The sequence below is a fragment of the Amycolatopsis sp. NPDC003731 genome (assembly GCF_053586895.1).
On the sequence record NZ_JBSFNC010000143.1, the window covers coordinates 1 to 23,091 of the forward strand.

Consider the following 23,091-nt stretch of genomic DNA (forward strand, 5'->3'; position numbering starts at 1 on the left):
GGTGGTCAAGGCGGGAAAGCGTGCCTTGACCCCGGCACCACCGGCCGTGTTTTGGCTTCGGATCGGGGTGGCGGGGGAGGTCTGGGTGGGGTGCGGGTCTGGGCGTCCGCGTGCCGTTAGGGGCGGAGAGGCAGGCGCTGGGTCGCCGGGGCGAGGAAAATCACGCGACTTCAGATAGTTAGCCCCGCTAAGCTGATGTGTCGTGACTGGTGAACCGGGGACCCTGCCGCCCCGCTCGGGCATCCGCAAGCTTCTCGGCCGCATCATCGTCGACACCCGGCCGCTCAAGATTCCCGCCTTCCGGCGGCTTTGGCTGTCCACTGTGGTCACCGCCGTCGGGACTCAGCTCACCGCCGTTGCGGTGCCCAAGCAGGTCTTCGACCTCACCGGGTCCTCCGCCTACGTCGGCCTGACCGGCCTGGTCGCCCTCCTGCCGCTGCTGATCTTCGGGCTCTGGGGCGGCGCCGTCGCCGATGCCGTCGATCGGCGGAAGCTGCTCTTCGTCACCAACGTCGGCGTCGCCATCACCTCCGCCCTTCTCTGGCTGCAGGCCTTCGCGAACTTCGGCTCCGTGTGGCTCGTTCTCGGCCTTCTCGCCGTCAACCAGGCCTTCTTCGCGATCAACATGCCGACCCGCGGCGCCGTCGTCGCGCGGCTCGTGCCCGCCGAACTGCTGCCGTCGGCCAACGCGCTCAACACCACGATGTCCACCTTCGGCGCCGTCTTCGGGCCGCTGCTCGCCGGGGCGCTGATCCCCGTCCTCGGCCTCTCCACCCTCTACCTGATCGACGTCGTCGCCCTCACCATCACCCTCTTCGCCGTCTGGCGGCTGCCGGCGATCCCGCCGCTCAACGGGCCTTCGCGCCGCGCCGGGGTCCGGGACGTCGTCGACGGCTTCAGGTACCTCGCCGGGCAGAAGATCCTGCTGGCCTCCTTCGTCGCCGACATCATCGCCATGGTCTTCGGCATGCCGCGGGCGCTGATCCCGGAGATGGCCGAACGCACCTTCGGCGACCCACCCGGCGGCGGCCCCGCGCTCGGCTGGCTCTACGCCGCCCTGCCGCTGGGCGCGATGCTGATCGGGCTGTTCTCCGGCTGGCTGACGCGCATCCACCGCCAAGGCGTCGCGGTCGTCGTGTCGATCTGCGCGTGGGGTGCCGCGGTGGCGGGGTTCGGGCTCGCGCACTCGCTCTGGCTCGCCGTCGTCTTCATGGCGCTGGCCGGCGCCGCGGACATGGTCAGCGCTGTCTACCGGATGGCGATCCTGCAGGTCGCGACCACCGACGAGATGCGCGGCAGGCTCCAGGGCGTCTTCACGGTCGTCGTCGCCGGCGGGCCGCGGATCGCCGACCTCACCCATGGCTGGGGCGCGGCCGCGTTCGGCACCACGACCGCGGCGACCGGCGGCGGGCTGCTGGTCATCGTGCTCGTCTGCGCGTCGATGTTCCTGCTCCCGGCCTTCTGGCGATACCGGGCACCGACGGCATAGGTAGGGTGCGAACATGCGTACCCTAGTTGTCGCTTTTGTCGCTTTGGCTGCCACGTTGACCGCCTGCTCGTCCGGCGACGAGCCGTCGAAGACGCCCTCGTCGTCCGCCGCCCCGAAGCCGGCGCCGAGCACGAACGCCGCCGCGGCGTCGCTCGACCCGTGCAAGCTGCTGCCCGCCGAGGCCGTCTCGAAGGCGCTGTTCCTCGACAACCTCAAGGCGGTGCCGGGGCCGGTCCGGGACAACGCGGCCAACGGCGGCAAAGCGCGCAGCTGCGAGTACCAGAACGGCGGCAAGGCCGCGGGCGCGCTCGCGGTGACCCGCTACGAGGGCAAAACGGGCAAGCCCGCCGAGATGCTCGCGGCCATCAAGAAGGCGAAGCCGGGCGCGCAGGACGTCCCGGGCTTCCCGGACGGCGCCGTCTACTACGTCGACGGCCAGCAGGCCGCCACCCTCGTCTCCGGCGAGCTGGTCGGGGGCACGCCGGTGCTGGTCAACTACACCGGCCCGGCGAAGATGACGCCGGAGCAGCTCGCCCCGCTCGTCAAGCAGGCCCTGGCCGCCGGCTGATCACGCCCAGCCGACGAGCTGCCTTGGCCGGCCGCGACGTGTCCCGGCCGGGCAGCGGCTGGACTGTGCTGACCGCCCGGGCGGCGCGGCGTCGCGGTCGCGGCGGGGTGCGGGGCCGGATCGCTCCCGCACGCCGCCGTCAACACGGCCACGGTTCCCGAACTCACCGGCGCAGGGCGGCCAGCTCGATCGGGCTGTGGGCCGAGAACACCGTGACCTCGTCCTGGTGGGTTCGCGCCAGCTCGTGCAGCCTCGCCAGGTTCTCCAACCGAGGACCGCGCAAGGTTTGGACGATCGTCTGGAACGCCGTCAACCCCGGTGGGCAGTGCGGGGCCACCGGGTCGAGCTGGCCGTGGAAGAAGTACGCGTCGCCCGCGTGCAGGAGCCAGCCGGTGCCCGTGTCGACCGCCACGCCCGTGTGGCCGCGCGTGTGGCCCGTCAGCGGGACCAGGAGGATCTCCTCCGGCAGGCCCTTCAGCGACCGGACCGCCTCGAAGCCGAACCAGGGCTCGCCCGTCTCGTCGTAGGTGCTCCACAGCGGGCGGTGCGCGAACTGCGCCGCGCGGTACCGGTTCTTCTCCGCCGCGTTCGCCGGGGCCGTCGCCGCGCGGTGCTCCTCGGACCGGACGTGGACGACCGCGTTGGGGAAGTCCGCCAGCCCGCCCGCGTGGTCGACGTCGAGGTGGGTCATCACGATGTGGCGGACGTCGGCCGGGTCGAGGCCGAGGGCCTTGATCTGCGCGACCGCCGTCTCGGCGGCCGCCGGCTTCGCGCCGACCATCGCCAGGAACGGGCGGCCCAGCCACTCGCCCGGACGCGCCACGGCCTGGCTGCCGAAGCCGGTGTCGACCAGGACCAGGCCGTCGCCGGTTTCGATGAGCAGGCAGTGGGCGACCAGCTCCGCCCGCCGCAGCAGGCCGGGCTCGCCGTCGAGCAGCTTGCCACCCGCCGGGCGCATCGTTCCGCAGTTCAGGTGGTGCACCTTCATACGCTGCTCCTGGTGCTCAGCCGGAGGAATTCGGTCTCGTCGTGCGCGGCGAAGACGCTCACCTCGTCGCCGTGCTCCTGAACAAGCTGGCGCAGGCGGCGGTGATTGTCCAGCCGGGCGCCCCGCACCGTCTCCATGTGGCCTTCGAACCACTTCAGCCCCGGCGGGCAGTGCGGGCCGGCGGCGACCTGGCCGTGGAAGAAGTACGAGTCGCCCGCGTTGAGCAGCCAGCCGTGCCCGGTGTCGACGGCGACCCCGGCGTGACCGCGCGTGTGCCCGGACAGCGGGACCAGCAGGATCTCCGGCGGCAGGCCGTCGAGCTGGCGGACGGCGCCGAAACCGAACCACGGCTCGCCGATGTCCGCATAGGACGTCCACTGTGGACCGTGGGCGAACTGGATCCGGCGGTACCGGCCGCGTTCGTCGGCGCGCGGGTCGGTGAACGCCCGCAGCTCCTCGGCGTAGACGTGCACGCGCGCCCACGGGAAGTCGATGAGCCCGCCCGCGTGGTCGAGGTCGAGGTGGGTCAGGACGATGTCGCGGACGTCCGCCGGGTCGAAGCCGAGCGCGCGGATCTGCGCGATCGCCGTCTGCGCCGGGTCGGCGACCGGGTTGGACTGGCGGACGAAACCCGCGCCCAGCCAGGCGTCCCGGTCTACGGCGGCCGGCGTGCCCATGCCGGTCTCGACGAGCACGAGGCCCGTGTCCGTCTCCAGCAGCAGGCAGTGGCAGACCATGGTGGCCCGCCGCAGCAGGCCCGGCCGTCCGTCGATCAGCCGGCCGCCGAGCGGGCGCAGGGTGCCGCAGTTCAGGTGGTGGACGCGCATCAGGAGAACTCCCGGTCGAGGGTCGTGTGCAGGTGGGCGGCGACGGCGCGCAGCGGCGCGAGGTCGCGGCGGGTGCGGGCCAGCAGCAGGCCGCCTTCGATCGCGGCGAGCACGATGGTGGCGAGCTCGTCGGCCCGCTCGGTGGAAATGCTCTGCGCGGCAAGGTATCCGCTGAGGATGCCGTGCCAAGACTCGTAGCCGTCCGTGCAGGCTTCCCGGATGGGTTCGCTCGTCGCGGCGGCGTCGAGGGCGACTGTCGCAAGTGGACAGCCACGCTGGAAGTCCGATTCGGTGAGGAAGCTCGCGAGCGCCTCGATCGCGCGGTCGATCCCGGTCGCCGGATCGGGGGCGTCGTTCAAGACGGCTTCGAGGAGAGCGCCGGTGCGGTCGCTCGACAGCCGGACGGCTTCGGCGGCGAGCTGCTCCTTGCCGCCGGGGAAGTGGAAGTAGAGCGACCCCTTCGGCGCGCCGCCGGCCGTCGTCAGCTGAGTGAGGCCGGTGGCGTGGTAGCCCTGCGTCTGGAACAGATCGGCGGCGGTGTCGAGCATCCGCTGCCGCGTGTCGGTGCGGCGAACCATGACCGAACCGTAGCGCAAACTATGACGACCGGTCTAGTGATTTCGCGGATCGGTAAGGTCGTGCGCATGGGCAACCCGACCGGTCAGCAGTTCGAGATCACCCGCGGCAACGCCCGCGCCGTCGTCACCGAAATCGGTGCCGGGCTGCGCGCGTTCGAAGTCGCCGGCGTGCCGTACGTCGAGGAGTTCCCCGAAGACGCGAAGCCGCCGATGGGCGCCGGGCAGGTGCTGCTGCCCTGGCCGAACCGCATCAAGGGCGGCCGGTGGACGTTTCAGGGGGAGACCCAGCAGCTCGAGGTCACCGAGGAGGCGCGCGGCAACGCCATCCACGGCCTGACCCGTCACCTCGAGTGGGAGCTGCTGGAGCACGCCGAGTCGTCGGTCACCCTGGCCGTCGACGTCGAGGTGCAGCCCGGCTGGCCGGTGCCCCTGCGCGCGACCGTGACCTACGAGGTCGCGCCGCGCGAACTGACCGTCACCCACGAGATCCGCAACGAGGGCGAGCAGCCGATCGGCGTCGGCGTCGGCACGCACCCGTACTTCCGGATCGGCGACGTCCCGACCGACGAGCTGACGCTGACGCTCCCGGCGAGCCGCGTCCGGCCGTCGCTTCCCGAAGAGCAGATGCCGTACGCCGAAGAGCAGGACGTCGAAGGCACGGAGTACGACTTCCGCGCCGGCCGCGTGCTGGCCGGCGTCAACCTCGACACGGCGTTCGGCGGCCTGGTGCCGGCCGAGGACGGCCGGCACCACATCGTCCTGAGCCACGACGGCACCCAATTGCTCGTCTGGACCGGCCCCGACTTCCGCTGGGCCCAAGTGTTCACCCCGGACGACCTGATCGGCCGCGGCCGCGCGGTCGCGATCGAGCCGATGACGTGCCCGGCCGACGCGCTCAACATGGGCACCGACCTGATCGAGCTGGAGCCCTCGGCGTCGTGGACGGGCAGCTGGGGCATCCGGGTCCCGTGACGCCGCTTCGCCTGGGCGTCGCCGACGCGGGCGAAGTCCTGACGCTGCAACGGGCCGCGTACGTCACCGAGGCCCGGGCGCACGGAGACCTGGACCTGCCGCCGCTGCTGGAGACCCTGGAGGAGACCAGGACGGCCCTTGCCGGTTTGTCCTGGGGGCTGCGCGAGTCGGGGCGCCTGGTGGCGTCGGTGCGGCTGACGGTGACCGGGTCGGTCGCGGTGATCGGCCGCCTGGTCGTGGCGCCGGACCGGCAGGGGTTCGGGCTGGGTGGGTCGCTGCTGCGGTTCGCGGAATCGGCGGCGCCCGCGGAGGTGACGCTGTTCCGGCTCTTCACGGGCTCGAAAAGCGTCGGACCGTTGCATCTTTACGCCAAGCACGGGTACCGGGAGACGCACCGGACGCCCGAGAACAACCACGAGCTGGTACACCTGGAGGAGACCAGGATCACCTAGCTGCGTCATAAACTTAGTACCGGCGTAATTTTACCTAGGTTCACGCTGAAGAGTGTAAGCGTAAACTTACTACCAGGGTAAGATTACGTCATGGCTATCGAGACCACCGGGCTACGCGAGACGAAGAAGCAGGAGACCCGGCAGCTCATCTCCGAACATGCCACCAGGCTATTCATCGCCCAGGGGTACGAACAGACGACCATCGTCGAGATCGCCGACGCCGCCCGCGTCGCCAAGAAGACCGTCACCAACTACTTCGCGCGCAAGGAAGACCTGGCCCTGGGCGACCAGGAGGAGTTCGTCGGCTCCCTGGCCGAGGCCGTGGCCACGCGCTCGCCGGGCGAATCAGTGCCGGCCGCGCTGCGCCGCACGTTCGCCGACGCCGTCGCCACCCGCAATCCGGTCGTTGGCTTCTCCCGGCCGGAACTCGCCCGCGTGATCGCCGACAGCCCGACCCTGACCACGTGCCTGCGTGGCCTCCACGACCAGCGCGAACAGCGACTGGCCCAGGCGCTGGCCGAGGCCGCTCGGGTCCAGCCGGACGACGTCGCCGTCGAGACTGCCGCCGGGTTGCTGAGCGCCGTTCATCGCGTGCTGTTCGAGCGCGTCCGGGCGCTCACCCTCGCCGGGCACTCCGACGACCGGATCGCCGACACCATCGGCGCCGAGGCGGTCCGGGCCTTCGAGCTGCTGGAGACCGGCCTGGCCGGCTGGCCCTACACCCGCGTGCAGGCGCCGGGGTGAGTTCGTTAGCGTGGCGAACTATGGCGAAGGCAATTGTCGGGGGCTATGTCGTCCCCATCGACGGTGATCCCATCGAAGGCGGCACGGTCCTGATCGACGGCGGCAGGATCGTCGCGGTCGGCACCGAGGCCGACGTCGACATCCCGGAGGACGCCGAACTGGTCGACGCGGCCGGCACCTGGGTGCTGCCCGGCTTCATCGACGCCCACGCCCACCTCGGCGTCCACGAGGACGGCGAAGGCTGGGCCGGCAACGACACCAACGAGATGACCGACCCGAACGGCGCCCGCTTCCGCGCCGTCGACGGCATCGACCCCTACGAGCCCGGCTTCGACGACGCGCTGGCCGGCGGCGTGACGAGCGTCGTCATCAAGCCCGGCTCCGGCAACCCGATCGGCGGCCAGACGATCGGCGTCAAGACCTGGGGCCGCAGCGTCCTGGACATGACGTTCGCCGAGCACGTCAGCGTGAAGAGCGCGCTCGGTGAGAACCCGAAGCGCGTGTACGGCGACAAGAAGCAGACGCCGTCGACGCGGCTGGGTGTCGCGGCGATCCTGCGCGAGGCGTTCACCAAGGCCCGCAACTACCAGGCGAAGCGCGCGCACGCCGAGTCCGAGGGCAAGCCGCACGAGGTGGACCTGACCCTGGAGACGCTGTCGAAGGTCCTGGACGGCGAGCTGTACTGGGACCAGCACGTCCACCGCGCGGACGACATCGTGACGGCGATCCGGCTGGCCGACGAGTTCGGCTACAAGCTGGTCATCAACCACGGGACCGAAGGCCACCTGATCGCGGACCTGCTGGCCGCGCGCGAGGTGCCGGTGATCCTGGGGCCGCTGTTCACCACGAAGTCCAAGGTCGAGCTGCGCAACCGCACCCTGCGCTCGGCCGGCATCCTGGCGCGGGCCGGCGTGCGGATCGCGATCACGACGGACCACCCGGTGATCCCGATCAACTTCCTGGTCTACCAGGCGGCCCTCGCGGTGAAGGACGGCCTCGACCCGGCGACGGCGCTGCGTGCGCTGACCGTCAACCCGGCGTCGATGCTGGGGCTGGACGGCCAGATCGGCTCCCTCGCGCCGGGCCTGGACGCGGACGTGGTGCTGTGGAGCGGCGACCCGCTGGACGTGATGAACCGCGCGCTGCGCGTGTTCATCCGCGGCGACGAGGTGTACCACTTCGACGAGTCACTGGGTGAGGGCGTGTCGAAGGACCGCCGCTACCGGGAGACGCGCTGAGTTTCGGGTGGCACGCCGGTGACCGGGCGGTACCGGCGTGCTGCCCGATCAGCCGAGGAGAGCGGTCAGGTCCAGCTTGACCGGGAACGGGACGTCGGTGGCGAAGGCCCCGGTGACCGCGGCGGCGTCCATATAGCCGAATTCGCCGGCTTGGTGACACGCGACCAGCGAGATGGGCTCACTCATGTCGATGATCCAGTAGTGCGGGATTCCCGCATCGGCGTACTCGTCGTGCTTCACGTGGTAGTCGGTGCGCTTCGAACCCGGCGACACGATCTCGATGACCAAGACCACTTCATCGGCGCGATACATGCCGCCTTCTCGATCCACGCGAGCGTTCGCCTCGCGGTAGGTGATCAACAGGTCGGGACGGCGGGAGAAGCCCGGTTCACCTCGGGGTGCCAGCCCCAGGTCCACGTCGATATCCGGGGTGAAGTCGAGTTCCGCGGGCAGCTGCGATTCCAGTTGCCGGCCCAGCAGGTAGGCGGCTTTGTTGTGCTTTCGGCTGGGGCTGGGGGACATCACGACGCGGCCTTCCACGAGTTCGGTGAAACCTGTGTCGGTTTCACCGAGCGCCGCGTACTCCTCGATCGTCAGCAGGTGATCCGGGATCTCCCACCGTCGAGCAGCGCCCGGCTTGGGAAGTGCAATCACAGCGGCTCCTCACGTCGCCTGGCATTGTCTCACGGGCTCAAGTGCAACCAAGAGTGACCGTATCTGTACCGAGCGTGTGACACTTCTACCTCGACGCGGTGAACCACGCGGTCAAGGGGCCAAGGCGTCGAGGTCGAGCCGCGCGGGGAACGGGACCTCCGCGCTGAACACGCCGGTGACCGCGGCGGCGGCCAGGTGGCCGTCGCAGGCGACCAGCGATACCGGCCCGGTGATGTCGACGATCCAGTAGTGCGGGATGCCGGCGTCGGCGTACTCGTCGCGTTTCACCCGGTAGTCCGTGCGCTTCGAGCCCGGCACCACCACCTCGGCCACCAGGACCACGTCCTCCGCGCGGAGGAGGCCTGCCGCACGGCCGAACGCGGCCCGGTCGAGGACCAGCAGGTCCGGACGGCGGACGAAGCCGGGCTCGCCGTCCGGGGACAGCCCCAGGTCCAGGTCGTTGGCGACGACGAACGCCAGTCCGCGCGGCAGTTGCCGCTCGAGGGCGGCGGCCAGGAGGCAGACCGCGAGGTCGTGACGGCGGCCGGAGCCGGGCGAGGGCACCACGCGGCCCTCCACCAGCTCCGTGAAACCGGTGCCATCGAGCGCCGAGTACTCCTCGATGGTCAGCAGATGACCGGGCATGCGCAGAACGCTAGCCGTCCCCGAGCGGCGACACCGGTCGCTGGATCGAGTTACGCGTTCTTCAGCTCCCGCGCGATGACGACCCGCTGGATCTGGTTCGTCCCTTCGAAGATCTGCGGCACCTTCGCCTCGCGCATGTACCGCTCCACCGGGAAGTCCCGCGTGTACCCCGCCCCGCCGAGCACCTGCACCGCGTCCGTGGTCACCTTCATCGCGCCGTCCGTCGCCACCAGTTTGGCGATCGACGCCTGGCGCTTGAACGGCATCCCGCGGTCACGCCGCCGGGCCGCGTCCAGGTACAGCGCGCGGGACGCCTCCACCGTCGCCGCCATGTCGGCCAGCATGAACTCGACGCCCTGGAAGTCGATGATCGGACGGCCGAACTGCGACCGGCCCTTCGCGTACGCCACCGCTTCGTCCAGCGCCGCCTGCGCCAGGCCCACCGCGCACGCCGCGATCCCGAGCCGCCCCGAACTCAGCGACGACAGCGCGATGCGGAGCCCGTCGCCGCGCGAGCCCAGCAGCCGCGTGGCCGGTACGCGGGCGTCTTCGAAGATCATCTGGGCCGTCGGCGAGCCGGTGAGGCCCATCTTGCGCTCCCGCGGGGCGGCCGAAAGGCCGGGCGTGGCCCCGTCGACCAGCAGGCATGAGATCTCAGACTCGCCCGTGCGGACCATCGTCGTGTAGAAGTCCGCCACGCCCGCGTGGGTGATCCACGCCTTGGTGCCGTTGACGACGTAGTCCGAGCCGTCGAGACGTGCGCGCGTCGAGAGCGCCGCCGCGTCCGAGCCCGCGTTCGTCTCCGACAGCGCGTACGCGCCCAGCAGCGAGCCTTCGAGCATGTCCGGCAGCCACTGGTCGCGCTGCTCGTCGGTGCCGTACTCCGCCAGTGCGTAGCAGGACATCGTGTGCACCGACAGCCCGACGCCGACCGTCATCCACGCCGCCGCGATCTCCTCCAGCACCTGCAGGTAGACCTCGTACGAAACCTCGCCGCCGCCCCACCGCTCGCGGTACGGCAGGCCCAGCAGTCCGGACTTGCCGAGCAGGCGGAACTGCTCGCGCGGGAACTGTTCGGCTTCCTCCGCCGCTGCCGCGCGAGGCGCAAGCTCGTCGCGTGCGATCTCCCTGGTCAGCGCGACCAAGTCCTCGGCTTCCGACGAGGGCAGCAGGCGTTCGGCGGGCATCGTTGTCCTCCAAAGCGGTACTGAAAACAGTACTGTGGGCTCGTGCAGAGTACCGTACGGCACGTCTGGGGTGGCCGGAAGACGTAGGAGATAGTGAGCCGATGCGCCCCGAACCACGCCGCCGGCCGACCGCTCGTCAGCTGGCGCTGCTCGGCGACCTCGAGGCGCTCTTCCTGGCCGAGGGCTTCGCCGCCTTCACGCTGGACGACCTCGCCGGCCGGCTGCGCTGCTCGAAGTCGACGCTCTACGCGCTCGCGCCCAGCAAGGAGCAGCTCGCCGTCAAGGTCGTCACCCGGTTCTTCCGCGGCGCCGCGGAGCGGATCGAGGAGCGCATCGCCGGGATCGACGACGCCCGCAAGCTGATCGGGGAGTACCTGGCCGGCGTCGCCGAGCACCTCAACCGGGCGTCGCCCGCCTTCATGCACGACCTCGCCGGGTTCGGCCCGGCCCGGGAGGCCTACCAGCTCAACAGCCGGTTCGCCGCGAAACGGCTCCGGCAGTTCATCGACAAGGGCGTCGCCGACGGGGTGTTCCGCGATGTCCACACCCGGCTGCTGGCCGAGATGACCGGGCTGATCATCGAGGGCATCCAGACCGGCGTGCTCGCCCAGCGGACCGAGGTTTCCGACGCCGAGGCGTTCACCGCTTTGGGCGAACTGCTGCTCGGTGGCTTGAACAAATAGCGGACAGGAATTGTCAGGCCGGGGTCAATTAAACTCCCGGCGTGATCGTCGTAGGCGGAGAAGCTCTGGTCGACCTGGTTCCCGGCGACCCCCTGGATTCCACTGTGGACGGTGGGCTGCGCGCGCTGCTGCCCCGGCTGGGCGGCGGCCCGTACAACGTCGCGCTGGCCGCCGGGCGGCTCGGCGTGCCGGCGGCGTTCTTCTCCCGCGTCTCCACCGACCGGTTCGGGGAGGCGATGATCGAGCGGCTGCACGCCTCCGCCGTCGACACCTCGCTGCTGCAGCGCGGTGACGAGCCGACGACGCTGGCCGTCGTGGCGCTCGACGCGAAGGGCGCCGCGCGCTACACGTTCTACGTCGAGGGCACCGCCGACCGGCTGGTCGCGGATCCCGGTCCGCTGGCCGACGATGTGACAGCGCTCTCACTCGGCACGCTCGGCATGGTCCTCGAACCCGGCGCCTCCGCGTACGAGGCGATGCTGCGGCGCGAAGCGGCCCGCGGCGTGCTGACCGTGCTCGACCCCAACATCCGCGAGGCGCTCATCGCGGACCCGGCCGCCTACCGGGCCCGGTTCGCCTCCTGGCTGCCGGACGTCCGGCTGCTGAAGATCTCCGACGACGACGCCGCGTGGCTCACCGAAGGTGCCGATCCGGTCGCCGCCGCGAAGAAGTGGATCGAGTCCGGAGTGGACGCCGTGGTGCTCACCCGGGGCGCCGACGGGCTTTCGGTGATCACCGCCGCAGGTGAGCTGGCCCACGTGCCGTCGCGAAAAGTCACCGTGGTGGACACCATCGGCGCGGGCGACACCGTGCACGGCGCGCTGCTGGCCTGGCTGCACACCCGGGAGGCCACCGACCTGGCCTCCCTCGACGCCGGCGCGTGGCGCGAGGCCCTCACCTTCGCGGCGAAAGCGGCGTCGATCACGGTGTCCCGCAGCGGCGCCGAGCCGCCCACCTCCGCCGACCTGGCGGCCACCGTGTGAACCTGGTCCCAAATGGGCCCCCACGGGCAACGTCACCGCTGCGCGAAGGCGGGTTTCTCGACTAACGTTGAGGGGCATTCTTCATACCCCAGCGGGGCGGTGTGCAGCGAGGCGCCAGTGTTTCCTCGCGTGAACACGTGGCTACCTGTGGAACGTACAGGCGCCGCCGGCCCGTGCCCAACGTGAGAGGGACTTGCATGTCCGACGCGACGACTGCGGGGCAGTCCGGCGGAGAAACCGCGAAGCTGACCCTGCCGAGTGGCGAGCACGAGTTCAAGATCGTCCACCCGGTCGAGGGCGCGCCCGGGATCGAGCTGGGCAAGCTGCTGGCGCAGACGGGGTACATCACCTACGACCCCGGTTTCGTCAACACCGGTGCCGCGTCGTCCGCCATCGCCTACATCGACGGTGACGCCGGCATCCTCCGCTACCGCGGGTACCCGATCGAGCAGCTGGCCGAGAAGTCGACCTTCATCGAGGTCTCCTACCTGCTCATCTACGGCGAGCTGCCGACGCAGGCCCAGCTGGCCGACTTCACCGAGAAGATCCAGCGGCACACGCTGCTCCACGAGGACCTGAAGGCGTTCTTCAGCGGCTTCCCGCGCGACGCCCACCCGATGCCGGTCCTGTCGAGCGCGGTCTCGGCGCTGTCGACCTTCTACCAGGATTCGCTCAACCCGTTCGACGAGCCGAACGTGGAGCTGTCGACCATCCGCCTGCTCGCCAAGGTCCCGACGCTGGCGGCGTACGCGTACAAGAAGTCCGTCGGCCAGCCGCTGCTGTACCCGGACAACTCGCTGGGCCTGGTCGAGAACTTCCTGCGGATGACGTTCGGCTTCCCGGCCGAGCCGTACGACGTCGACCCGGACGTCGTCAAGGCGCTCGACCTGCTGTTCATCCTGCACGCCGACCACGAGCAGAACTGCTCGACCTCGACCGTGCGCCTGGTCGGCTCGTCCGAGGCGAACCTGTTCGCCTCGATCTCGGCCGGCATCAACGCGCTGTTCGGCCCGCTGCACGGCGGCGCGAACGCGGCGGTGCTCGACATGCTGGAGGGCATCCAGCAGGACGGCGGCGACGTCGCCAAGTTCGTCGAGCGCGTGAAGAACAAGGAAAAGGGCGTGAAGCTGATGGGCTTCGGGCACCGGGTCTACAAGAACTACGACCCGCGCGCGAAGATCATCAAGAACACCGCCGACGAGATCCTCGGCAAGCTGAAGGGCGGCGACCAGCTGCTCGACATCGCCAAGAAGCTCGAGGAAACCGCGCTTTCCGACGACTACTTCGTCGAGCGGAAGCTGTACCCGAACGTGGACTTCTACACCGGCCTGATCTACCGGGCGCTGGGCTTCCCGACGAAGTTCTTCACGGTGCTGTTCGCGCTCGGCCGCCTGCCGGGCTGGATCGCGCACTGGCGCGAGATGATCAACGACCCGGCCACCAAGATCGGCCGCCCGCGGCAGATCTACACCGGCCACGCGACCCGGGACTACATCCCGATGTCCGAGCGCTGATCAATTCCGCGAAAACGCCCCGTCGTGCACCGGCACGGCGGGGCGTTTATCGTTTACCGTCGTGACCCGAGAAGCGCCGGTTGTCCTGTGGTTCCGTCGTGACCTGCGGCTGGGCGACCACGCTGCCCTGCTGGAGGCGTCGAAGCACAGCAAGCACGTGCTCGCGCTGTACGTCCTCGACGAGGCGCTGCTGAAGCCCGGCGGCGCGCCGCGGGAAGCGTTCTTGTACGGCTGTCTCGAAAAGCTGAACGAGCAGCTCGGCGGCCGCCTGATGCTGGTCCGCGGCGACCCGGCGACCGAGGTCGTCCGCGCGGCGCGCAAGATCGGCGCGGCCGCGGTGCATGTCAGCGCGGACACCGGTCCCTACGGCCGTCGCCGGGACGAAGCGGTGGCGAAAGCGTTGGCGGAACACAACATCGAGTGGGTCGAGACGGGTTCGCCGTACGCGGTGACGCCGGGCCGCGTCACCAAGCCGGACGGCAGCCCGTACCGCGTCTTCACACCGTTCTTCCGCGCCTGGACCGGCCGCGGCTGGCATTCGCCAGCGGACACCGGACCGTCCCTTGTGGACTGGATCGAACCGGCGAAGTCGCTGGGGATCCCGCGTCCGCCGAAGGTTTCCGCGGCACTGCCCGAGCCGGGCGAGCAGGCGGCCCTCGACGTCTGGCACGCGTTCCTCGACGACGGCATCGAGACCTACTACGAGGATCGCGACCGCCCGGACCGCGAAGGCACGACGCGGCTTTCGCCGTACCTGCGCTGGGGCTGCATCCACCCGCGGACGATCCTGGCCGACCTGTCCGGCGACGACCGGGTGGGCGCGAAGTCGTTGCGCAGCGAGATCTGCTGGCGCGAGTTCCACGCCGACGTCCTGTGGCACCGCCCGGAAACCGCCCGCGAGAACTACGACAAGCGGTTCGACGGCATGAAGCACGACGACGACCCCGAGGCCTTCGCGCGGTGGTGCGAGGGCCGGACGGGCTACCCGATCGTGGACGCCGGGATGCGGCAGCTGCTCGCCGAGGGCTGGATGCACAACCGGGTGCGGATGGTGGTGGCGAGCTTCCTGGTGAAGGACCTGCACCTGCCGTGGTGGCTGGGCGCCCGCCACTTCATGAAGCACCTGGTGGACGGCGACCTGGCGTCGAACCAGCTGAACTGGCAGTGGGTGGCGGGCTGCGGCACCGACGCGGCCCCGTACTTCCGCATCTTCAACCCGACGACCCAGGGGGAGAAGTTCGACCCGCAGGGGGACTACGTGCGGAAGTACGTGCCGGAGCTGCGTTCGGTGCCGGGCAAGGCGGTGCACAAGCTGAAGGACCGCCCCGAGGAGTACCCGGAACCCATGGTCGACCACGGCCACGAGCGCCAGGTTTCCTTGGAGCGGTACGGCAAGATCACGTCGTGATCAGCCACGCAGGGCTTCCGTCAGCTTGATCCGGCTGCCGATCCGCAGCACGCTGTTGCCGTAGATCTTCCCGCCGAGCCAGGTCAGCAGCGCGACCAGCGCCACCGTCAGCGTCAGCGACAGCCCGATCTCCCAGCCCGCCGCCGCGCCCGTCGAAATGCGGGCCGGCATCAGGATCGGGGACAGCAGGGGGATCAGCGAGACGATCCGCGTCGCCGAGCCCGCCGGGTTCTGGACCAGCAGGTTGAACCCCGCGATGAACCCGACGACCAGGATGATGTTCAGTGGCCCGACCACCGACTGGGTGTCCTCCTGTCGGGAGACCAGCGAGCCGAGCGCGCCGTAGATGGTGGCGTACAACAGGAAACCCAGCAGGTACCAGAGCAGGCCCCACAGCACCGCGCCCGTCGCGAAGCCGGACAGCGTGAACACGCCGGTCGCCGACGCCGCGCCCAGGCCGACCACCGCGAGGATGACCAGCTGGGTCAGGCCGACCAGGCCGAGCCCGATCACCTTGCCCAGCAGCAGCTGCCACGGCCGCACGCTGGCGAGCAGGATCTCCACGACCCGGCTCGACTTCTCCTCGACCACGCCCTGGGCGACCATCATCCCGTAGGTGATGATGCTCATGTACAGCAGGAACGCCACGACCAGCCCGACGACCAGCCGCTGCGTCTGGTCCGCCGGCTGCGGCGAAAGGGCGTCGTCCCGGACGTGGGTGCCGTTGACCCTGGCCATCACCTCGGCCGGCTCCAGCTGCGCCGACGACAGCACGCCGTCGAGCACCTGTTGCTGGGCGACCTGGTCGAGCACCCGGCGCAGCTGTTCGTCCAAAGAGGACTTGTAGGTGGCGGTCAGCTGCGCCGCGCTGCCCGAGACGAGCGCGTCGAGGTCGCCGTCTTCGACCTTCTTCCGGCCCTCCGCCGGGTCGGTGACGACGACCGTGCTGATCTCACGGCCCGAAAGCGCCGCTTCGGTCTGCAGCTGGCGGGCGATGCCGATCGCCTGGCCGGTCAGCCCGACCGTGTTCTTGTCCGCCGAACTGGCCAGCGAAGTCTGGAAGAAGACGTACCCCAGCAGCAGCACCAGCAGGACGCCGGTGCCGACCACGAACGACCGCGTGCGCAGCCGCGTGTTCAGCTCGCGCTTCAGCACGAGCCAAACGGCGCGCCGGCCACTCAACGTCCTCATCGCGCTTCCCCCTTCTCGGACACCGCGTCGCGGAACAGCTCGGTGAGCGAGCGGCGACGGCGGCTGAACTCGGTGACCGGCCCGGTCGCCAGCGCGGCGGCCAGCACGGCCTGGTCGTCCGCGCCCGGTTCGAGGTCGAGCACGGTGGTGCTGCCGTGCTGTTCCAGCACCCCGACCCCCGGCAGGCCCGCGGCCCAGCCGGGGGCCGCGGCGGGCGCGGTGACGACGAGCTTGCTGCGCGCCCCCGCGGTCAGCTCATCGACGGTGCCGACAGCGACCATCCGGCCGCCGCGGATGATCCCGACCCGGTCGCACAGCCGCTCGACGAGGTCGAGCTGGTGGCTGGAGAACACGACCGGCACCCCCGCGGCGGCCTTCTCCCGCAGGACGCCGCTCATCACGTCGACGGCGAGCGGGTCGAGGCCGGAGAACGGTTCGTCGAGCACCAGCACGGCGGGGTCGTGCACCAGCGCGGCGGCGAGCTGCACGCGCTGCTGGTTTCCGAGGGACAGCTTCTGCACCTCGTCCTTGCGGCGGTCGGCCAGTCCGAGCCGGGTGATCCAGGTTTCCGCGTTGCGGTGGGCTTCGTTGGCGTTCAGGCCGTGCAGCTCGGCCAGGTAGACGAGCTGGTCGAGCACCTTCATCTTCGGGTACAGCCCGCGTTCTTCGGGCATGTAGCCGATGTGGGTGCGCGTCTCGTGCGTGACCGGTTCGCCGTCGAAGCGCACCTCACCGCCGTCGGAGGCCAGCACGCCCAGCGCGATCCGCATGGTGGTGGTCTTGCCGGCGCCGTTGCTGCCGACGAAGCCGAACAGCTCGCCGGCCCGGACGTCGAACGAAACGCCGTCCAGCGCGACCTTGGCGCCGTAGCGCTTGGAGATCCGGTCGATCTCCAGGGTCCCCTCAGGCATTTCCCATCCCCTCTTCGAAGTCCTCGGGGTCGTCGTCCGGCAGCGACCAGCCCAGCACGATGGCCGGGATGGTGGTGCCGGTGACCAGCAGCGCGGAGAGCATCATCGCGCCGCGTTCCGGGGTGCCGGCGGCGAACAGGCCGTAGAGCATGGCGATCAGCATCAGGTAGCTGAGTGCCTGGTAGCCGATGTAGGTAACGCGGTGGCGCCATTCGCGCTCGCGTTCGTCGAGCAGCCGCGAGAAGCTGCCGCACATCCGGCCGGTCAGGATGCGCAGCGTGATGAACGCGAACCCGCCGGCGACCAGCCCGGTCAGCCAGAAGGCCGGGAAGGCCCACTTCGGCTGGCTTTCGAACTGCGTGGCCCCGGCGACCAAGGCGAGGTCGGCGAGCACGAGGACGACGACGAGCGTCCGGCGGTGCTTCCGGGTGCGCCAGCCCGGCAGCTTCCGCGCTCGGCTCTGTTCGGCTTCTTCGAGTTTGTCGAGCTGGCGTTCCCAGTAGGCCGTGAGACGGCCCGGTTGCTCGGTCATGCTCCCCCCTCGCGGTAGACCTGGGTGGAAAGAGGCGTGAACGGCTCGCGGCTGAAGACCGCCTCGACGGGCAGGTCGAACACCGCGCAGATCCGGAACGCCAGGTCCAGGCTCGGATAGTGGTCACCGCGTTCGAGAGCGCCGATGGTCTGTGGGTTGACTTCGACGGCGCTCGCCAGCGCGGCTCGGGTCATCCCGCGCTCGGCCCGGAGCACGGGAAGCCGGTTGTAGATCGGCAGCTCTTTGCCGCGTCTGACCGGGCTCATGCAGCTAACTGTTGCAAAAACCCAACGAGTCGTCAACTTAAGAGAACATCAAGAGGGGTTGGATTCCCCTTAGGTCAACCCGGCTAGCGATTTGTCGACAAGTTCCGCTACTCGCGCCCGCGCGGCTTCGGCGTCCGACGGGATCAGCGACAGCCGTGTCCGGCGTTCCAGGACGTCCTCGACGTCCAGCGCTCCCTCGTTCCGGACCGCCCACACCACCTCGGCCGCCGTGATCTCCGTTCCCGGGCCCACCGGAGCCGCGAACTCCGTGTCCAGTTCGCCCAGCGCCGCCACCCGGGGCGCTTCGGTGCCATATCGCTCCACCAGCCGCGGTGCGGCGTCCACGAACGACAACTCGGGCCGGGAAGCCGCGCCCAGCAACGGCAACCGCGCGGTGCGGCAGGGCGAAAGCGGCAAGCCCGCGAGGCGGATGGCCGCGTCGACGGCGTCCTCGGCCATCCGGCGGTACGTCGTGAGCTTGCCGCCGACCACGGTCAACAGCCCGTCGGAACCGGCCAGGACCGCGTGCTTGCGGGACAGGTCCGCCGACCGGCCACCCGTTCCCTCGACCAGTGGCCGCAGCCCCGCGTAGGACCCGGCGACGTCCGCGCGCGTGAGCGGCCGCGCCAGAACCGACGAAGCCAGCGACAGCAGAAAGTCCACATCGGACTCGGGAACCACTGGCACGGAGGGGATCGGCCCGGCCACGGGTTCGTCCGTCAGTCCCAAATAGACTCGCCCGTCCGGCTGCGGAAGCAGGAAGACGAACCGGTTCGTCTCACCGGGCACGCCGATGTTCACCGACGTCGTCCCCATCGGCACCGTCCCCGGCGCCAGCACCAGGTGCGAACCGAGCGACGGCCGCAGCCGCACCGCGCCCGTCAGCGTCCCGGCCCACACGCCGGTCGCGTTGATCACCTGCCGCGCATGGATGTCCACTGTGGAGCCCGAAAGGCCGTCGCGCACCTGGACCCGGTCCGCCGAAACCGAAGTGGCCGAGAGCCGGGTCAGGATCCGGGCGCCGAACGACGCCGCCGTGCGGGCGAGGGTGACCACCAGGCGCGCGTCGTCGACCAAAGCGCCGTCGTAAGCCAGCAGAGCGCCGCGCAGGCCGTGGGAAGAAAGCCCGGGGGCCAGGGACAAGGCGAGCGCCGCGGGAATCGAGCGCGGCCGGGGCAGCACCGACGACGGCGTGCGCGCCGCCCGGCGGAGCGCGTCCCCCGCGCGCAGGCCCGCCGCGACCAGGGCCTGCTGCGCCCGGGAGGTGCTGGGGTACAACGGGAACAGCTGCGGCATCGCCCGGGTCAGGTGCGGGGCCGTGCGCGTCATCAGGATCCCGCGCTCCACCGCGCTCTCGTGCGCCAGCCCGAGTTCGCCGTGCGCCAGGTACCGCAGGCCGCCGTGGACCAGCTTCGACGACCAGCGGGACGTCCCGAACGCCAGGTCGTGCGCCTCCACGAGGGCCACCGACAGGCCGCGCGAAGCCGCGTCCAGCGCGATGCCCGTGCCGGTGACGCCGCCGCCGACCACCACGATGTCCACGCGCTCGCCCGACGCCAGCCGCGCGAGCTCGCGTTCGCGGCGCCGCGCGTTGAGCGAGCCGGACGTCATGGCCGCAGTGCCGCGTCGAGCACGTGGGTGAACTCCGCCATCAGCGCCGCCTCGTCGACGTCCGCGGTGGCCGGGCGCAGCGAGAACGCGAACGACTGCACCACCAGCAGCACCGACCGCGACTGCACCGCGACCGGCGCGCGCCGGATCGAGCCGTCCCGGTGGCCGGCCTCCAGGAGCCCGTGCAACGCCTGCTCGGCGAACTTCTGCGTCGCGCCGAGCCGCTCGACGATGTACGGGAGGACGAGCTCCGGGTCGACGTCGAGCAGGGTGCGGAACAGCGGGTCGGTCGACAGCGCGCGGACGCCGGCCGCCGCGATGAGCACCAGGCGGTCGCGGCTGGTCGCCGCGTCGGCGCCGCTTTCGCTCGCCGTGCGCAGCAGCCCGCTGAACTCGCGGGTCATCAGCGCCGCGAGCACGCTGCGGACGTCGGGGAACCGGCGGTAGACCGTCATCCGGCTGACGCGCGCGGTGCGGGCGATCTCGGCGAGTGTGGTGCGGCGCACACCGACGGCCAGCACGCACGAGCGCGCGGCGTCGAGCAGCACGTCATCGGCCACTCGCGTCGCCGTTTGGCGGTTGCGGGTGTCCGCGAGCGCGGAGGAACCCGCCGTCTGCGTGGTGTGACGTTTTACGTCCATGTGTCACACTGTAGTCGTGAACGCTCTCATTGACCACCGCCTCCGCCGGTCCTGGACCGCGGAAGCCGCCGGCGCCGCCCCGCTGCCCGCGCGTGCGGCCAGGTGGCTCGACCAGCGTATCGGCCCGGTGGTCCCCGGTGCCGCCCCAACCGGCGACTTGCCGGTAAAAATACCGTCGACGAAACTGGCAAAATCTGCCGAGGAAGCGCTGGCGAAGGTCGTCGGCGCGGAAAACGTGCAGGTCGATGACCCGGCGCGGCTCGCGCGGGCGACCGGGCTGTCCTACCTCGACCTCCTGCGGCGCCGTTCGCCTTCGGCGGACTTCCCGGTGCCCGACGCCGTCGTGCTTCCGGCCGACCCCGAAGAGGTCCAGGAGGTCCTCGACGTCTGCGTGCAGCACGACGTCGGCGTCGTGCCCTTCGGCGGCGGGACGTCGGTGGTCGGCGGCGTCGCCGCTCTGCGCGGGGAGAAGACGTCGGTGATCGCGCTGGACCTCGTCCGGCTCGACGCGCTGGTGTCGGTGGACGCCGAGTCGCGCATCGCCGTCCTGCAGGCGGGTGTCCGCGGCCCCGAGGCCGAGCGGCTGCTCGCCGGGCACGGCCTGACGCTCGGGCACGTCCCGCAGTCGTTCGAGCGCGCCACGATCGGCGGCTTCGCGGCGACGCGCTCGGCCGGCCAGGCGTCCTCGGGCTACGGGCGCTTCGAGGACATGGTGACCGGCGTGCGGCTGGCCACCCCACGCGGCGCGTGGAAGCTCGGCGTCGCCCCGGCGTCCGCGGCCGGGCCGGACCTGCGCCAGCTGGCGATCGGCAGCGAGGGGACGCTCGGCGTGATCACCGAGGTCGCGCTGCGGGTGCGGCCGGCGCCGGCGGTCCGGCGCTACGAGGGTTACGCGCTGCCGGGCTGGGCGGCCGGCGCCGAAGCGGTGCGGGACCTCGCGCAGCACCACGCGCTCGCCGACGTCACCCGTCTGTCCGATGTGGACGAAACCGAGGTGTCCCTCGCGCTGAACGCGGGGGTGAAGACGGCGGCGCTGCGCCGTTATCTGGCCGCGCGGGGCGTGCGCCGGCCGTGTTTCCTCATCGTGGGCTGGGAAGGCACCGCGCACGACGTGGCGCTGCGCCGCCGGGAGACGGCCCGGCGGCTGAAGGCTTCGGGTGCCGTGCGCGTCGGCAAGGCGCTCGGCGAGTCGTGGCGGCACGGCCGGTTCGCCGGGCCCAGGCAGCGGGACACGTTGCTGGACCTGGGTGTCTGCGTCGAGACGCTGGAGACCGCCGCTTATTGGTCCAATGTGGACGAACTGCGCGACGACGTCCGCGCGGCGCTGACGGCGGCACTGGGCCGTTCGATCGTCATGTGCCACATTTCGCACGCGTACGAAACGGGGGCGTCGCTGTACTTCACGGTGCTGACGGCCCGCGACGAAGCGGACCCGGTCGGGCAGTGGCAGCGCGCGAAGGCGGCGGCGTGCGAGGCGATCGCCGGGCTCGGCACGATCTCGCACCACCACGCCGTCGGCGTCGACCACGCGCCCTACCTTCACGCGGAAATCGGCGCGCTGGGCGTGGAGGTGCTGCGCGCGGCGAAGTCCGCGGTGGACCCGACCGGGATCCTCAACCCCGGGAAGCTGGTTTAGAAGGTCACCACGCTGCGCAGGACGTCACCGTGGTGCATGCGCTCGAAGGCCTGCTCGACGCCGTCGACGCCGATGCGCTCGGTGACGAACTTGTCGAGCGGCAGCCGGCCCTGCAGGTAGAGGTCGACGAGCATCGGGAAGTCGCGGCTGGGCAGGCAGTCGCCGTACCAGGAGGACTTGAGCGAGCCGCCGCGCGAGAAGAAGTCGATCAGCGGCAGGTCGTTCAGCCGCATTTCCGGTGTCGGCACGCCGACCAGCACGACCGTGCCGGCCAGGTCGCGCCCGTAGAAGGCCTGCCGCCAGGTCTCGGGACGGCCGACGGCGTCGATCACGACGTCGGGGCCGAAGCCGCTGGTGGCGTCCTGCATGGCCTCGACGACCTGTGCCTCGGACAGGCCCTTGCTGTTGAGCGTGTGGGTGGCGCCGAAGTCCTTCGCCCAGGTGAGCTTCCGGTCGTCCATGTCGATCGCGACGATCGTGGTGGCCCCGGCCAGCTTCGCCCCGGCGATGGCGGCGTCCCCGACCCCACCGCACCCGATGACGGCGACCGAGTCCCCGCGCGTGACGGCGCCGGTGTTGATGGCCGCACCGAGCCCGGCCATCACCCCGCACCCGAGCAGCCCGGCGACGGCGGGTTCGGCGGCCCGGTCGACCTTCGTGCACTGTCCGCTGTGGACAAGGGTCTTCTCGAGGAAGGCCCCGACGCCGAGGGCGGGCGACAGCTTGGTGCCGTCCTGCAGGGTCATGGGCTGGGTGGCGTTGAAGGTGGAGAAGCAGTACCACGGCTTGCCGCGCTTGCAGGCCCGGCAGGTGCCGCAGACGGCGCGCCAGTTGAGGATGACGTAGTCGCCGGGCTCGAGATCGGTGACGCCCTCGCCGACGGCCTCGACGACCCCGGCGGCCTCGTGGCCGAGCAGGAACGGGAAGTCGTCGTTGATCCCGCCCTCGCGGTAGTGCAGGTCGGTGTGGCAGACCCCGCAGGCCTGGACGTTCACGACGGCTTCGCCGGGACCGGGATCGGGCACGAGGACGGTCTCCAGCGAGACGGGCTCGCCCTTCGCCCGCGAAACGACCCCCTGGACCTCGTACGGCATTCGAACCACCTTCCGGCTGCGCTGCTGGTCGACCGCAGCTAATCACGGATCATGCGGGGATGGCGACATCCGCATGAGTGAGGTTTTGCGCAACATGTTGCGTGTTACGCAACTGCGGGTCGCCAGGTGGCCGTGCGGGACCTCGGGTTGCCACCGATGTCGCGAATGACTCATTCGGGACGTGGGAGGTCCCGAATGCCACGCGGTGGAACGGTGTTCCCGACATCAGCTACGACCACGTGCCCGGCAAGCCGCTGATCACCGCCGAGTTCCAGGGTG

At 70.6% G+C, this 23,091-nt stretch carries 24 protein-coding genes; 11 read left to right on the forward strand and 13 right to left on the reverse strand.

The window, feature by feature from the left end; genetic code table 11:
- Positions 1-223 precede the first annotated feature (223 nt).
- On the forward strand, positions 224-1,489 hold the full coding sequence (locus ACWDN5_RS37995; protein WP_396136886.1) for an MFS transporter: 1,266 nt from the start codon (positions 224-226) through the stop codon (positions 1,487-1,489).
- A gap of 13 nt (positions 1,490-1,502) precedes the next feature.
- On the forward strand, positions 1,503-2,057 hold the full coding sequence (locus ACWDN5_RS38000; RefSeq protein WP_449679678.1) for a DUF3558 family protein: 555 nt from the start codon (positions 1,503-1,505) through the stop codon (positions 2,055-2,057).
- Positions 2,058-2,220: 163 nt separating this feature from the next.
- Here ACWDN5_RS38000 and ACWDN5_RS38005 read toward each other — a convergent pair whose 3' ends face one another.
- The 3 genes from ACWDN5_RS38005 to ACWDN5_RS38015 are packed head-to-tail and all read right to left on the reverse strand — an operon-like array spanning position 2,221 to position 4,450.
- Positions 2,221-3,045 carry an MBL fold metallo-hydrolase gene (locus tag ACWDN5_RS38005; RefSeq protein ID WP_449679679.1) on the reverse strand — a complete coding sequence of 275 codons (825 nt, stop codon included), beginning with the start codon at positions 3,043-3,045 and terminating at the stop codon, positions 2,221-2,223.
- The gene (locus tag ACWDN5_RS38010; protein WP_449679680.1) at positions 3,042-3,872 is read right to left on the reverse strand and encodes an MBL fold metallo-hydrolase; all 831 of its coding nucleotides are present in this window, start codon (positions 3,870-3,872) and stop codon (positions 3,042-3,044) included. Before ACWDN5_RS38010 ends, ACWDN5_RS38005 begins: the two co-directional genes overlap by 4 nt.
- The gene (locus ACWDN5_RS38015; RefSeq protein WP_449679681.1) at positions 3,872-4,450 is read right to left on the reverse strand and encodes a TetR/AcrR family transcriptional regulator; all 579 of its coding nucleotides are present in this window, start codon (positions 4,448-4,450) and stop codon (positions 3,872-3,874) included. Before ACWDN5_RS38015 ends, ACWDN5_RS38010 begins: the two co-directional genes overlap by 1 nt.
- A gap of 66 nt (positions 4,451-4,516) precedes the next feature.
- Between ACWDN5_RS38015 and ACWDN5_RS38020 the strand changes: the two genes are divergently transcribed.
- The 4 genes from ACWDN5_RS38020 to ACWDN5_RS38035 all read left to right on the forward strand — a co-directional run bounded on the left by ACWDN5_RS38020 (position 4,517) and on the right by ACWDN5_RS38035 (position 7,856).
- Complete coding sequence (locus ACWDN5_RS38020) at positions 4,517-5,422, forward strand: aldose 1-epimerase family protein (protein WP_449679682.1); 906 nt, start codon at positions 4,517-4,519, stop codon at positions 5,420-5,422.
- Positions 5,389-5,874 carry a GNAT family N-acetyltransferase gene (locus ACWDN5_RS38025; RefSeq protein WP_449679683.1) on the forward strand — a complete coding sequence of 162 codons (486 nt, stop codon included), beginning with the start codon at positions 5,389-5,391 and terminating at the stop codon, positions 5,872-5,874. The genes ACWDN5_RS38020 and ACWDN5_RS38025 overlap by 34 nt, the downstream gene beginning before the upstream one ends.
- Before the next feature lie 90 nt (positions 5,875-5,964).
- Positions 5,965-6,618, forward strand: a complete 654-nt coding sequence (locus ACWDN5_RS38030) for a TetR/AcrR family transcriptional regulator (protein WP_449679684.1) — start codon at positions 5,965-5,967, stop codon at positions 6,616-6,618.
- Between the two features lie 20 nt (positions 6,619-6,638).
- Positions 6,639-7,856, forward strand: coding sequence for an amidohydrolase (locus tag ACWDN5_RS38035; RefSeq protein WP_310968650.1), 1,218 nt, complete (start codon positions 6,639-6,641; stop codon positions 7,854-7,856).
- A gap of 48 nt (positions 7,857-7,904) precedes the next feature.
- On the opposite strand, the gene ACWDN5_RS38040 is transcribed toward ACWDN5_RS38035, so the two are convergent.
- The 3 genes from ACWDN5_RS38040 to ACWDN5_RS38050 all read right to left on the reverse strand — a co-directional run bounded on the left by ACWDN5_RS38040 (position 7,905) and on the right by ACWDN5_RS38050 (position 10,342).
- Positions 7,905-8,510 (reverse strand): Uma2 family endonuclease, encoded by a 606-nt coding sequence (locus ACWDN5_RS38040; RefSeq protein ID WP_449679685.1) that lies wholly within the window; start codon positions 8,508-8,510, stop codon positions 7,905-7,907.
- Between the two features lie 111 nt (positions 8,511-8,621).
- Positions 8,622-9,155, reverse strand: a complete 534-nt coding sequence (locus tag ACWDN5_RS38045; RefSeq protein WP_310968648.1) for a Uma2 family endonuclease — start codon at positions 9,153-9,155, stop codon at positions 8,622-8,624.
- 50 nt (positions 9,156-9,205) lie between these two features.
- Entirely contained in the window at positions 9,206-10,342 is a 1,137-nt protein-coding gene (locus tag ACWDN5_RS38050; protein ID WP_449679686.1) for an acyl-CoA dehydrogenase family protein, read from the reverse strand.
- 101 nt (positions 10,343-10,443) lie between these two features.
- Here ACWDN5_RS38050 and ACWDN5_RS38055 point away from each other — a divergent pair, with 101 nt between their 5' ends.
- The 4 genes from ACWDN5_RS38055 (at position 10,444) to ACWDN5_RS38070 (ending at position 14,930) form a co-directional block, all read left to right on the forward strand.
- On the forward strand, positions 10,444-11,025 hold the full coding sequence (locus ACWDN5_RS38055) for a TetR/AcrR family transcriptional regulator (RefSeq protein WP_449679687.1): 582 nt from the start codon (positions 10,444-10,446) through the stop codon (positions 11,023-11,025).
- A gap of 41 nt (positions 11,026-11,066) precedes the next feature.
- Positions 11,067-12,008: a carbohydrate kinase family protein gene (locus ACWDN5_RS38060; protein ID WP_449679688.1), complete on the forward strand. Its 942-nt coding sequence runs from the start codon at positions 11,067-11,069 to the stop codon at positions 12,006-12,008.
- A 197-nt stretch (positions 12,009-12,205) separates the two neighbouring features.
- A complete protein-coding gene (locus ACWDN5_RS38065; protein WP_310968644.1) occupies positions 12,206-13,522 on the forward strand; it encodes a citrate synthase in 1,317 nt (438 codons plus the stop codon).
- A 61-nt stretch (positions 13,523-13,583) separates the two neighbouring features.
- A complete protein-coding gene (locus ACWDN5_RS38070) occupies positions 13,584-14,930 on the forward strand; it encodes a cryptochrome/photolyase family protein (protein WP_449679689.1) in 1,347 nt (448 codons plus the stop codon).
- Here the strand turns inward: ACWDN5_RS38070 and ACWDN5_RS38075 are convergent, their stop codons facing one another.
- The 6 genes from ACWDN5_RS38075 to ACWDN5_RS38100 all read right to left on the reverse strand — a co-directional run bounded on the left by ACWDN5_RS38075 (position 14,931) and on the right by ACWDN5_RS38100 (position 20,001).
- Positions 14,931-16,121, reverse strand: coding sequence for an ABC transporter permease (locus tag ACWDN5_RS38075; protein WP_310968642.1), 1,191 nt, complete (start codon positions 16,119-16,121; stop codon positions 14,931-14,933).
- The gene (locus ACWDN5_RS38080; RefSeq protein ID WP_310968641.1) at positions 16,118-17,032 is read right to left on the reverse strand and encodes an ABC transporter ATP-binding protein; all 915 of its coding nucleotides are present in this window, start codon (positions 17,030-17,032) and stop codon (positions 16,118-16,120) included. Before ACWDN5_RS38080 ends, ACWDN5_RS38075 begins: the two co-directional genes overlap by 4 nt.
- Positions 17,025-17,564 carry a hypothetical protein gene (locus ACWDN5_RS38085; protein ID WP_449679690.1) on the reverse strand — a complete coding sequence of 180 codons (540 nt, stop codon included), beginning with the start codon at positions 17,562-17,564 and terminating at the stop codon, positions 17,025-17,027. The genes ACWDN5_RS38080 and ACWDN5_RS38085 overlap by 8 nt, the downstream gene beginning before the upstream one ends.
- A complete protein-coding gene (locus tag ACWDN5_RS38090) occupies positions 17,561-17,830 on the reverse strand; it encodes a helix-turn-helix transcriptional regulator (protein WP_043776467.1) in 270 nt (89 codons plus the stop codon). The genes ACWDN5_RS38085 and ACWDN5_RS38090 overlap by 4 nt, the downstream gene beginning before the upstream one ends.
- A 69-nt stretch (positions 17,831-17,899) precedes the next feature.
- Positions 17,900-19,441, reverse strand: a complete 1,542-nt coding sequence (locus tag ACWDN5_RS38095; RefSeq protein WP_449679691.1) for a glycerol-3-phosphate dehydrogenase/oxidase — start codon at positions 19,439-19,441, stop codon at positions 17,900-17,902.
- Entirely contained in the window at positions 19,438-20,001 is a 564-nt protein-coding gene (locus tag ACWDN5_RS38100; RefSeq protein ID WP_310969655.1) for a TetR/AcrR family transcriptional regulator, read from the reverse strand. The genes ACWDN5_RS38095 and ACWDN5_RS38100 overlap by 4 nt, the downstream gene beginning before the upstream one ends.
- 97 nt (positions 20,002-20,098) lie before the next feature.
- On the opposite strand from ACWDN5_RS38100, the gene ACWDN5_RS38105 reads away from it, so the two are divergent.
- Positions 20,099-21,718, forward strand: a complete 1,620-nt coding sequence (locus tag ACWDN5_RS38105; RefSeq protein ID WP_310968638.1) for an FAD-binding oxidoreductase — start codon at positions 20,099-20,101, stop codon at positions 21,716-21,718.
- Here the strand turns inward: ACWDN5_RS38105 and ACWDN5_RS38110 are convergent.
- The gene (locus ACWDN5_RS38110) at positions 21,715-22,812 is read right to left on the reverse strand and encodes an S-(hydroxymethyl)mycothiol dehydrogenase (protein ID WP_310968637.1); all 1,098 of its coding nucleotides are present in this window, start codon (positions 22,810-22,812) and stop codon (positions 21,715-21,717) included. The two genes, ACWDN5_RS38105 and ACWDN5_RS38110, sit on opposite strands and share 4 nt — an antisense overlap.
- Positions 22,813-23,091: the final 279 nt, after the last annotated feature.

Coding starts and splice junctions, on each gene's coding strand:
- ACWDN5_RS38000 (WP_449679678.1), top strand. CDS start 1,503: ATGCGTACCCTAGTTGTCGCTTTTGTCGCTTTGGCTGCCACGTTGACC.
- ACWDN5_RS38005 (WP_449679679.1), bottom strand. CDS start 3,045: ATGAAGGTGCACCACCTGAACTGCGGAACGATGCGCCCGGCGGGTGGC.
- ACWDN5_RS38010 (WP_449679680.1), bottom strand. CDS start 3,872: ATGCGCGTCCACCACCTGAACTGCGGCACCCTGCGCCCGCTCGGCGGC.
- ACWDN5_RS38015 (WP_449679681.1), bottom strand. CDS start 4,450: ATGGTTCGCCGCACCGACACGCGGCAGCGGATGCTCGACACCGCCGCC.
- ACWDN5_RS38020 (WP_449679682.1), top strand. CDS start 4,517: ATGGGCAACCCGACCGGTCAGCAGTTCGAGATCACCCGCGGCAACGCC.
- ACWDN5_RS38030 (WP_449679684.1), top strand. CDS start 5,965: ATGGCTATCGAGACCACCGGGCTACGCGAGACGAAGAAGCAGGAGACC.
- ACWDN5_RS38035 (WP_310968650.1), top strand. CDS start 6,639: ATGGCGAAGGCAATTGTCGGGGGCTATGTCGTCCCCATCGACGGTGAT.
- ACWDN5_RS38045 (WP_310968648.1), bottom strand. CDS start 9,155: ATGCCCGGTCATCTGCTGACCATCGAGGAGTACTCGGCGCTCGATGGC.
- ACWDN5_RS38050 (WP_449679686.1), bottom strand. CDS start 10,342: ATGCCCGCCGAACGCCTGCTGCCCTCGTCGGAAGCCGAGGACTTGGTC.
- ACWDN5_RS38055 (WP_449679687.1), top strand. CDS start 10,444: ATGCGCCCCGAACCACGCCGCCGGCCGACCGCTCGTCAGCTGGCGCTG.
- ACWDN5_RS38065 (WP_310968644.1), top strand. CDS start 12,206: ATGTCCGACGCGACGACTGCGGGGCAGTCCGGCGGAGAAACCGCGAAG.
- ACWDN5_RS38075 (WP_310968642.1), bottom strand. CDS start 16,121: ATGAGGACGTTGAGTGGCCGGCGCGCCGTTTGGCTCGTGCTGAAGCGC.
- ACWDN5_RS38080 (WP_310968641.1), bottom strand. CDS start 17,032: ATGCCTGAGGGGACCCTGGAGATCGACCGGATCTCCAAGCGCTACGGC.
- ACWDN5_RS38085 (WP_449679690.1), bottom strand. CDS start 17,564: ATGACCGAGCAACCGGGCCGTCTCACGGCCTACTGGGAACGCCAGCTC.
- ACWDN5_RS38090 (WP_043776467.1), bottom strand. CDS start 17,830: ATGAGCCCGGTCAGACGCGGCAAAGAGCTGCCGATCTACAACCGGCTT.
- ACWDN5_RS38095 (WP_449679691.1), bottom strand. CDS start 19,441: ATGACGTCCGGCTCGCTCAACGCGCGGCGCCGCGAACGCGAGCTCGCG.
- ACWDN5_RS38110 (WP_310968637.1), bottom strand. CDS start 22,812: ATGCCGTACGAGGTCCAGGGGGTCGTTTCGCGGGCGAAGGGCGAGCCC.